This window comes from Pseudomonas veronii, assembly GCF_001439695.1.
Classification (GTDB): domain Bacteria; phylum Pseudomonadota; class Gammaproteobacteria; order Pseudomonadales; family Pseudomonadaceae; genus Aquipseudomonas; species Aquipseudomonas veronii.
Map to the genome: position 1 here is coordinate 31,955 of NZ_JYLL01000024.1, position 9,810 is coordinate 41,764.

Consider the following 9,810-nt stretch of genomic DNA (forward strand, 5'->3'; position numbering starts at 1 on the left):
GAAAATAGGTGCATCCATGCAGATTTCGGTAAATGAGTTCCTGACACCCCGCCACATTGATGTGCAGGTTGTCAGTCCAACCCGCGCCAAAATCACACTCGAGCCTCTCGAGCGTGGTTTTGGCCACACCCTGGGCAACGCGCTGCGCCGCATCCTGTTGTCCTCAATGCCCGGCTGTGCAGTAGTCGAGGCCGAGATTGACGGTGTGCTCCACGAGTACAGCGCCATCGAAGGTGTACAGGAAGACGTAATTGAAATCCTGTTGAACCTTAAAGGTCTGGCTATCAAGCTGCACGGCCGTGACGAAGTTACGCTGACCTTGTCGAAGAAGGGTTCGGGGGTGGTTACCGCTGCCGATATTCAGCTGGATCATGATGTCGAGATCGTTAACCCCGATCACGTAATCGCTAACCTGGCGTCTAACGGCGCCCTGAACATGAAGCTCACTGTAGCTCGTGGTCGTGGTTATGAACCGGCCGACTCGCGTCAGAGCGATGAAGACGAAAGCCGCAGCATTGGTCGCTTGCAGCTTGACTCTTCGTTCAGCCCGGTTCGCCGTATCGCATACGTGGTGGAAAACGCCCGTGTCGAGCAGCGTACTAACCTGGACAAGCTGGTTATTGATCTGGAAACCAACGGTACTCTGGACCCTGAAGAGGCTATCCGTCGCGCTGCAACCATTCTGCAACAGCAGTTGGCTGCGTTCGTCGACCTCAAAGGCGACAGCGAACCAGTGGTAATCGAGCAGGAAGACGAGATCGATCCGATCCTGCTTCGCCCGGTTGACGATCTGGAACTGACTGTACGTTCGGCTAACTGCCTTAAGGCGGAAAACATTTACTACATCGGCGACCTGATTCAGCGTACCGAAGTAGAACTGTTGAAGACTCCGAACCTGGGCAAGAAATCCTTGACTGAAATCAAGGACGTTCTGGCCTCCCGCGGTCTGTCCCTCGGCATGCGCCTCGACAACTGGCCGCCTGCAAGTCTTAAGAAGGACGACAAGGCGACTGCCTGATCGTCGTAATCACCGAACGTGAGTTTGGTAAGGAATGAACCATGCGTCATCGTAAAAGTGGACGTCACCTGAGCCGTACCAGCTCGCACCGTAAGGCCATGTTCCAAAACATGGCGGTGTCGCTGTTCGAGCACGAGCTGATCAAAACTACACTGCCGAAAGCTAAAGAACTGCGTCGCGTTGCTGAGCCGCTGATCACTTTGGCTAAGACAGACAGCCTGGCTAACCGCCGTCTGGCCTTCGACCGTACTCGTTCGAAAGCTATCGTTGGTAAGCTCTTCAACGACCTGGGCAAGCGTTACGCTACCCGTGAGGGTGGCTACCTGCGCATCCTCAAGTGCGGTTTCCGCGCTGGCGACAACGCGCCTATGGCGTATGTCGAGTTGGTTGATCGTGCTACTGCCGGCGAAGCTGTAAGCGCCGAGTAAGACGACAGTCTGTAACGAAGAACCGGGCCTAGCGCCCGGTTTTTTGTGCGCGTAAGAAAAGCGCCATGGATACAAGCGTGCATCGATCTGGCCGCGGCATTATGGGCGTCGGGTGTATTGGTAGTAATTTTCTATTGATGTCCACAATTTAATGAATTTGTAGACGTCATGTTGATGATCAATACTCACTGCAAGCCGATTAGCCGGCAGTTCCAAGTCCGACCTGAGGAAGATTGAACATGAGCCAGAACAAAATTCTTACCACCGCCAGCGGCGCTCCCGTGGCGGACAACCAGAACTCCCGTTCCGCCGGCCCGCGTGGCCCGTTGTTGCTCGATGATTTTCACCTGATCGAGAAGCTCGCTCACTTCAACCGCGAAAACATCCCTGAGCGTCGCGTACACGCCAAAGGTTCGGGTGCTTACGGCACGTTCACCGTCACCCGGGACATTACTCAGTACACCAGCGCCAAGCTGTTCGAGGCCGTTGGTAAACAAACGCCGACCTTTCTGCGTTTCTCCACGGTCGGTGGCGAACGTGGTTCGGCGGATACCGAGCGCGACCCTCGTGGCTTTGCCTTGAAGTTCTACACCGAAGAAGGCAACTGGGACATCGTCGGTAACAACACCCCGGTGTTCTTCATCCGCGACCCACTCAAGTTCCCTGATTTCATCCACACTCAAAAACGCCTGCCGCAAAGCAATCTGAAAAGCGCGCAGATGATGTGGGATTTCTGGTCGCACTCCCCGGAGGCGCTGCACCAGGTCACCATCCTGTTTTCCGATCGTGGTATCCCTGACGGTTACCGCCACATGCACGGCTTCGGTAGCCACACCTACAGCTTGATCAACGCCAAGGGCGAGCGGCACTGGGTGAAGTGGCACTACAAGACCAAGCAAGGCATCAAGAACCTGGCACCGGCCGAGGCGGCACGTTTGGCCGGTACCGACCCTGATTACGCACAGCGCGATCTGTTTGGTGCGATCGAGCGCGGGGATTTCCCGAAATGGCGCGTCTGCATTCAGATCATGACCGAGGCCCAGGCCAACGCACATTACGAGAACCCCTTTGACGTGACCAAAACCTGGTCGCAGAAGGAGTTCCCGCTGATCGAAGTCGGTGAACTGGAGCTCAACCGTAATCCGCAGAACTACTTCGCCGAAGTGGAACAAGCGGCGTTCGGCCCGAGCAACATGGTCCCGGGTGTTGGCCTGTCGCCGGACCGCATGCTGCAAGGTCGCGTCTTCGCTTACGCAGATGCCCACCGCTACCGTATCGGCACCAACCACCAGCAATTGCCGGTGAATGCCCCACGTAGCCCGGTCAACAGCTACCAGCGTGATGGCTCGATGGCCTTCGGCAGCAACGGCGGTGGGGCGCCCAACTATGAGCCAAACAGCTACGCCGACGCGCCGAAACAAGCGCCACAGTACGCCGAGCCCGCATTGGCCCTGAGCGGTGCCGCGGATCGTTACGATCACCGCGAAGACACCGACTATTACAGCCACGCCGGTGCGCTGTTCCGCCTGATGAACGATGAGCAGAAAGCCTTGCTCACCGGCAACATCGCCGGCGCCATGGCGGGGGTTTCCAGTGATGTGGTCCAGCGTCAGTTGCAGCACTTCTTCAAAGCCGATCCGGCTTATGGAGAAGCAATCGCAAAGGCGCTGGGTGTATCGATTAACTGACTCTAAACGATAAGCAGAACCGCCCTCATTTGGGCGGTTTTTGCGTTAATTCAGCCGCTTTTCTCAGGAAATCTTCACTTTTCTGCCGTTGGCTCCGTGACCTATGGGTCAGCATGGTTCAAACTAAAGACTTTCAAGCAGGGAGATGTAGGGCGATGCAAGGTCACCCCGACGTAATCGATTACCTCAACACGTTGCTGACGGGCGAACTCGCGGCTCGTGACCAATATTTCATCCATTCGCGTATGTACGAAGACTGGGGCTTTACCGAGCTCTACGAGCGTATCAACCACGAGATGGAAGAAGAGACCCAGCACGCCGACGCGCTGATGCGCCGTATCCTGATGCTCGAAGGCACGCCACGCATGCGTCCCGACGACTTGGACGTAGGCACAACGGTGCCTGAGATGCTCGCCGCTGACCTGCGCCTCGAGAACAAGGTCCGTGCCGCGCTGTGCAAGGGCATCGAGCTGTGCGAGCAGCACAACGACTATGTCACCCGTGAAATTCTGCGCGTGCAGTTGGCCGATACCGAAGAAGATCACACCTACTGGCTGGAAAAGCAGCTGGGCCTGATCAAGCTGGTCGGCCTGGAGAATTACCTGCAATCGCAGTTCTGATTCCCGGCTGTAAAAAAGCCCCTGTCACCGTTGAAGTGACAGGGGCTTTTTATTGGGCCGGATAAATCAGGCCCGGTCGCGCGCGAGCAACGGTTTCAAGTAGTAACCCGTGTGCGATTGCGGCATCTCGGAGACCTGCTCCGGTGTACCTACCGCGATGATCTGACCGCCCTTGGAACCGCCTTCCGGCCCGAGGTCGACCAGCCAGTCGGCGGTCTTGATCACATCCAGGTTGTGCTCGATCACCACCACGGTGTTGCCGTGGTCACGCAGGCGGTGCAACACATCCAGCAATTGCTGAATGTCCGCGAAGTGCAGGCCCGTGGTCGGCTCATCGAGGATATACAGGGTTTTACCGGTATCGCGCTTGGACAGCTCACGGGACAGCTTGACCCGTTGCGCTTCACCACCGGACAGCGTGGTCGCCGATTGCCCCAGCTTGATGTACGACAAGCCCACATCCATCAGCGTCTGCAGCTTGCGCGCCAACGCCGGAACCGCGTCGAAGAACACCCGCGCTTCCTCGATGGTCATCTCCAGGGTTTCGTGGATGTTCTTGCCCTTGTATTTGATCTCAAGGGTTTCGCGGTTGTAGCGCTTGCTCTTGCACACATCGCACGGCACGTAGATGTCCGGCAGGAAGTGCATCTCCACCTTGATCAAGCCATCGCCCTGGCACGCTTCGCAGCGCCCGCCCTTGACGTTGAACGAGAACCGGCCCGGCCCGTAGCCCCGCGAGCGGGATTCCGGCACGCCGGCGAACAACTCGCGAATGGGCGTGAACAGCCCGGTATAGGTCGCCGGGTTGGAGCGGGGGGTACGGCCAATCGGGCTCTGGTCGATATCGACCACTTTGTCGAGGAGCTCCAGGCCCTTGATGCTGTCATGTGCAGCCGCTTCCAGCGTGGTCGCGCCGTTCAGGGCGGTGGCGCTCAACGGGAACAGCGTGTTGTTGATCAGCGTCGACTTGCCCGAGCCGGAAACACCCGTCACGCAGGTCAACAGACCCAGCGGAATTTCCAAGTCGACATTGCGCAGGTTGTTGCCGCGCGCGCCCTTGAGGTGCAACGCCATCTTCTTGTTGCGTGGCGTGCGCTTGGACGGCACTTCAATCCTCACGCGCCCGGACAGGTACTTGCCGGTCAGCGAGTCTGGATGAGCCATCACCTCGGCAGGCGTGCCTTGGGCGACGATATGCCCACCATGCACGCCAGCGCCCGGGCCGATATCGACCACATAATCGGCCAGGCGAATCGCGTCTTCGTCGTGCTCGACCACGATCACCGTGTTGCCGATGTCCCGCAGGTGTTTCAGCGTGCCCAGGAGGCGATCGTTATCGCGCTGGTGCAAGCCAATCGACGGCTCATCGAGGATATACAACACGCCCACCAGACCGGCGCCGATCTGGCTGGCCAGGCGGATGCGCTGGGCTTCACCGCCCGACAAGGTATCGGCGCTGCGGTCCAGCGACAGGTAATCCAGGCCGACGTTGACCAGGAACTGCAGGCGCTCGCGAATCTCCTTGAGGATCTTGTCGGCAATCTCCCCACGGCGTCCGGTCAGCTTGAGTACGCCGAAATATTCACAGGCGTCGCCAATCGGAAGGTTGGTCACCGCCGGCAGGGTCTTCTCGCCAACCCATACGTGCCGCGCCTCACGGCGCAGGCGGGTGCCTCGGCAATCCGGGCAGGGCTGGGTGCTGAGGAACTTGGCCAGTTCTTCCCGCACGCTCGCCGACTCGGTCTCGCGGTAGCGGCGTTCGAGGTTGGGCACGATGCCTTCGAACGGATGCGAGCGCTTGACGATATCGCCACGGTCGTTGAGGTATTTGAAGTCGACGTTCTGCGAACCGCTGCCGTTGAGAATGACCTTCTGCTGATCCGCCGGCAGTTGGTTGAACGGTACTTCCAGGCTGAACTTATAGTGCGAGGCCAATGAGCCGAGCATCTGGAAGTAATAGACGTTACGCCTGTCCCAGCCGCGTATCGCACCTTCCGCCAGCGTCAGCTCGCCATTGACCAGGCGCTTGATATCGAAAAACTGCTTCACGCCCAGGCCATCGCAGGTCGGGCAGGCGCCGGCCGGGTTGTTGAAGGAAAACAGCTTGGGTTCCAGCTCGCTGATGGCGTGGCCACAGATCGGGCAGGCAAAGCGTGCGGAGAAGATGATCTCTTCGCCCGGTTCGTCGTCCATCGGCGCGACCAGGGCGATACCGTCCGCCAGCTTCAGGGCTGTCTCGAAGGATTCCGCCAGGCGCTGCTGCAAGTCGGCGCGTACTTTGAAGCGGTCGACCACGACATCGATCGAGTGCTTCTTCTGCTTGTCGAGCTTCGGCGCTTCGTCCAGCTCGTACAGCTTGCCGTTGATCCGCGCACGCACGAAACCTTGCGCGCGCAGTTCTTCAAACACTGAAAGGTGTTCACCCTTGCGCTCGCGAATCACCGGCGCCAGCAGCATCAGCTTGGCGCCTTCCGGCTGGGCCAGCACCAGGTCGACCATCTGGCTGACGGTCTGGGCTTCCAGCGGGATGTCGTGGTCCGGGCAGCGCGGGATACCGACGCGCGCATACAGCAGGCGCAGGTAGTCGTAGATCTCGGTGATGGTGCCCACGGTGGAGCGCGGGTTGTGGGAAGTCGACTTCTGCTCGATGGAAATTGCCGGCGACAGGCCTTCGATGGTGTCGACGTCGGGCTTTTCCATCATCGACAGAAACTGGCGGGCATAGGCCGACAGCGACTCGACATAGCGCCGCTGGCCTTCGGCGTACAGCGTGTCGAACGCCAGCGACGATTTGCCGGACCCGGACAAACCGGTGATGACGATCAGTTTGTCCCGGGGCAGGGTCAGGTCGATGTTCTTCAGGTTGTGGGTTCTAGCCCCACGAATCAGGATCTTGTCCAAGATGGCCTCGCACGGCGGGCGTAAATAATGCCGGAGTATACGGCTAAAGACTGGATGAATATACACTGTCAAGGTGCCAGGTGCAGCCTTACATGAAACCTGCGCGGCAAACCGCCGCATATACCCTCTCAATCGATGGGACTGGTAGAATCGCCGCCGGTTCACACGAGGTTTTTCCATGCACGATCCCCACAGCGAACGCATGAGTAGCGGCGAGACCCGAGCAGCAAGCGGTCTGGCCCTGGTGTTCGCCTTCCGTATGCTTGGCATGTTCATGGTGTTGCCGGTGCTGGCGACCTACGGGATGGATCTCGCAGGCGCGACCCCCGCCCTGATCGGCCTGGCCATTGGCGCTTATGGCCTGACCCAGGCAATTTTCCAGATTCCGTTCGGGATCATTTCCGACCGCATCGGCCGCCGCCCGGTGATCTACCTCGGGTTGATCGTGTTTGCCCTCGGCAGCGTACTCGCGGCCCAGTCCGATTCGATCTGGGGCGTGATTGCCGGGCGTGTCCTACAGGGCGCCGGCGCGATTTCCGCAGCGGTCATGGCCTTGCTGTCGGACCTGACCCGCGAACAACACCGCACCAAGGCCATGGCCATGATCGGCATGACCATCGGCCTGTCGTTCGCCGTCGCGATGGTGGTCGGCCCGTTGCTGACCCGCGCCTTCGGTTTGCACGGGCTGTTCCTGGCCACCGGCGGCATGGCGTTGTTCGGTATCGTGATCGTGGCCTTCATGGTGCCGCGTTCCACCGGCACTCTGCAGCACCGTGAATCCGGCGTCGCGCGCCAGGCGCTGCTGCCGACCCTCAAGCACCCGGACCTGCTGCGCCTGGATTTGGGTATCTTCGTGTTGCACGCGATGCTGATGTGCAGCTTCGTGGCCTTGCCCCTGGCCCTGGTGCAAAAAGCCGGGTTGCCCAAGGAACAACACTGGTGGGTCTACCTGACCGCGCTGCTGATTTCATTCTTCGCCATGATCCCGTTCATCATCTATGGCGAGAAGAAACGCAAAATGAAACGAATTTTGCTCGGCGCCGTCGTGACGCTGATGCTCACTGAGCTATTCTTCTGGCAGTTCGGCGACAGCCTGCGGGCGCTGGTAATCGGTACGGTGGTGTTCTTCACCGCGTTCAACCTGCTGGAGGCTTCGCTGCCTTCGCTGATCAGTAAAGTTTCACCGGCCGGCGGCAAGGGCACGGCGATGGGGGTGTATTCCACCAGCCAGTTCCTGGGCTCTGCACTGGGCGGCATCATGGGTGGCTGGATGTTCCAGCACGGCGGTTTGTCGGTTGTGTTCCTCGGATGCGCAGGTCTGGCTGCCCTCTGGCTAGCCTTTGCTGTTACCATGCGCGAACCTCCCTATGTGACGAGTCTGCGCTTGCCGTTATCGCCTGAAGCGATACGCGAAGCTGGCTTGGCCGAGCGCCTTAAGGCCGTTACAGGGGTTACCGATGCTGTGGTTATTGCTGAAGAAGCCGCCATCTACATCAAATTGGACACCGAATTATTGGATCGCGCGACGCTCGAGCAACTGGTCAACCCAGTGCCGACAGCGCGCCCAGCTTAGGAGAACGTTATGGCCCGTGGGGTTAACAAAGTCATATTGGTCGGTACATGCGGCCAGGATCCCGAAGTTCGCTACTTGCCTAACGGTAACGCCGTGACCAACCTGAGTCTGGCGACCAGCGAACAGTGGACCGACAAGCAGACCGGCCAGAAGGTCGAGAAAACCGAATGGCACCGTGTGTCGATGTTCGGCAAAGTGGCAGAGATCGCCGGTGAATACCTGCGCAAAGGTTCGCAGGTCTACATCGAAGGCAAACTGCAGACCCGCGAGTGGGAAAAAGACGGCATCAAGCGTTACACCACTGAAATCGTGGTCGACATGCAAGGCACCATGCAACTGCTCGGCGGCCGTCCACAGGGCGACCAACAGGGCCAGGGCGGCATGTCCAACTCGGCACCGCGTCCACAGCAGTCGCGTCCGCAGCCAAGCCAGCAACCACAGCGTGAGTCGCGCCCAGCGCCACAGCAGGCCGCTCCGCAACCAGCTGCGGATTTCGACAGCTTTGATGACGATATTCCGTTCTAGGCCATACCAGCGCACCCCGCAGCAAACTAAAAAAACCGCGCCGCCGACAAGGCCGCGCGGTTTTTTATGCGCCTTACATCGTCTAAAACTGCGCGAAGCGCAACATATCGGCGTTGACCCGCTGCTTGTGAGTGTCGGTCAACCCATGAGGGGCGCCTGAATACACCAACAACTGGGCGTCTGGAATGAGGCGTTTGCTTTCCAAGGCTGACGCCTGGATCGGCACGATCTGATCGTCGCCCCCATGGATAATGAGCGTGGGGATATTGAAATGCTTCAGGTCATCCCGAAAGTCGGTTTCAGAAAATGCCTTGATGCTGTCGAAGGTATTTTTGTGCCCTCCCATTACACCCTGCATCCAGAATGAATTGATCAAGCCTTGCGAGGGTTTGACGCCTACCCGGTTGAATCCATAGAAAGGGCCGCTGGCCAGATCAAGGTAGAGCTGCGAACGGTTGGCAATAGAGTCGGCACGCATCCCGTCAAAAACTTCGATCGGCGTCCCTTGGGGGTTACTGGGGGTTTTCAGCATCAATGGCGTTACCGCGCAGATCAAGCCGGCTTTGGCCACGCGCGAAGTGCCATGACGAGCGATATAGCGTGCAACTTCACCGCCTCCGGTGGAAAAACCGAAGAGGATCACGTTGCTCAGATTCAGGTGCTCAATCAGTTCCGCCAGGTCGTCCGCGTAGTGGTCCATGTCATTGCCGCCCCACGGCTGGCTTGAGCGGCCATGCCCTCGGCGGTCATGCGCGATGGCGCGAAAACCGTTGTTGGCGAAATGCAGCATTTGCGATTCCCAGCTGTCGCTGTTCAGTGGCCAGCCGTGGCAGAACATAACAGGCTGGCCGCTGCCCCAGTCCTTATAGTAAAGCTCGTTGCCTTCGCGAGTTGTCAGATAAGTCATGGCGTAGCTCCATTGACGTGTACAGACTTGGCGGTGAAGGCCAGAAAACCGTCCGTAGACACTACGCTGGCATGGGTATTAACGACCCGCAGAGGACTTGGCTCGTGCAGGTCTAATCTGATCTTAGTTCGGTTTTGCGCGCGCTGCGTA

General features: G+C 58.9%; 8 protein-coding genes. 6 read left to right on the forward strand and 2 right to left on the reverse strand.

Features of this window, described 5'->3' with window-relative positions:
• Positions 1-16: 16 nt before the first annotated feature.
• The 4 genes from TU80_RS23105 (at position 17) to bfr (ending at position 3,754) form a co-directional block, all read left to right on the forward strand.
• Positions 17-1,018: a DNA-directed RNA polymerase subunit alpha gene (locus tag TU80_RS23105; RefSeq protein WP_003176403.1), complete on the forward strand. Its 1,002-nt coding sequence runs from the start codon at positions 17-19 to the stop codon at positions 1,016-1,018.
• 41 nt (positions 1,019-1,059) lie between these two features.
• Positions 1,060-1,446 (forward strand): 50S ribosomal protein L17, encoded by a 387-nt coding sequence (rplQ, locus tag TU80_RS23110; RefSeq protein ID WP_003176402.1) that lies wholly within the window; start codon positions 1,060-1,062, stop codon positions 1,444-1,446.
• Between the two features lie 239 nt (positions 1,447-1,685).
• Positions 1,686-3,134 (forward strand): catalase, encoded by a 1,449-nt coding sequence (locus TU80_RS23115; RefSeq protein ID WP_017848804.1) that lies wholly within the window; start codon positions 1,686-1,688, stop codon positions 3,132-3,134.
• A 155-nt stretch (positions 3,135-3,289) separates the two neighbouring features.
• Positions 3,290-3,754 carry a bacterioferritin gene (gene bfr, locus TU80_RS23120; RefSeq protein ID WP_017848805.1) on the forward strand — a complete coding sequence of 155 codons (465 nt, stop codon included), beginning with the start codon at positions 3,290-3,292 and terminating at the stop codon, positions 3,752-3,754.
• A 66-nt stretch (positions 3,755-3,820) separates the two neighbouring features.
• On the opposite strand, the gene uvrA is transcribed toward bfr, so the two are convergent.
• A complete protein-coding gene (gene uvrA, locus TU80_RS23125; RefSeq protein ID WP_017849544.1) occupies positions 3,821-6,655 on the reverse strand; it encodes an excinuclease ABC subunit UvrA in 2,835 nt (944 codons plus the stop codon).
• Between the two features lie 178 nt (positions 6,656-6,833).
• Here uvrA and TU80_RS23130 point away from each other — a divergent pair, with 178 nt between their 5' ends.
• Positions 6,834-8,228: an MFS transporter gene (locus TU80_RS23130; RefSeq protein WP_046381879.1), complete on the forward strand. Its 1,395-nt coding sequence runs from the start codon at positions 6,834-6,836 to the stop codon at positions 8,226-8,228.
• 9 nt (positions 8,229-8,237) lie between these two features.
• Positions 8,238-8,753, forward strand: a complete 516-nt coding sequence (locus tag TU80_RS23135) for a single-stranded DNA-binding protein (RefSeq protein ID WP_017849542.1) — start codon at positions 8,238-8,240, stop codon at positions 8,751-8,753.
• 82 nt (positions 8,754-8,835) lie between these two features.
• Here the strand turns inward: TU80_RS23135 and TU80_RS23140 are convergent, their stop codons facing one another.
• Positions 8,836-9,660 carry an alpha/beta fold hydrolase gene (locus TU80_RS23140; RefSeq protein WP_057005471.1) on the reverse strand — a complete coding sequence of 275 codons (825 nt, stop codon included), beginning with the start codon at positions 9,658-9,660 and terminating at the stop codon, positions 8,836-8,838.
• Between the last annotated feature and the right edge of the window lie 150 nt (positions 9,661-9,810).

Coding starts and splice junctions, on each gene's coding strand:
- TU80_RS23115 (WP_017848804.1), top strand. CDS start 1,686: ATGAGCCAGAACAAAATTCTTACCACCGCCAGCGGCGCTCCCGTGGCG.
- bfr (WP_017848805.1), top strand. CDS start 3,290: ATGCAAGGTCACCCCGACGTAATCGATTACCTCAACACGTTGCTGACG.
- TU80_RS23135 (WP_017849542.1), top strand. CDS start 8,238: ATGGCCCGTGGGGTTAACAAAGTCATATTGGTCGGTACATGCGGCCAG.
- TU80_RS23105 (WP_003176403.1), top strand. CDS start 17: ATGCAGATTTCGGTAAATGAGTTCCTGACACCCCGCCACATTGATGTG.
- rplQ (WP_003176402.1), top strand. CDS start 1,060: ATGCGTCATCGTAAAAGTGGACGTCACCTGAGCCGTACCAGCTCGCAC.
- TU80_RS23140 (WP_057005471.1), bottom strand. CDS start 9,660: ATGACTTATCTGACAACTCGCGAAGGCAACGAGCTTTACTATAAGGAC.
- TU80_RS23130 (WP_046381879.1), top strand. CDS start 6,834: ATGCACGATCCCCACAGCGAACGCATGAGTAGCGGCGAGACCCGAGCA.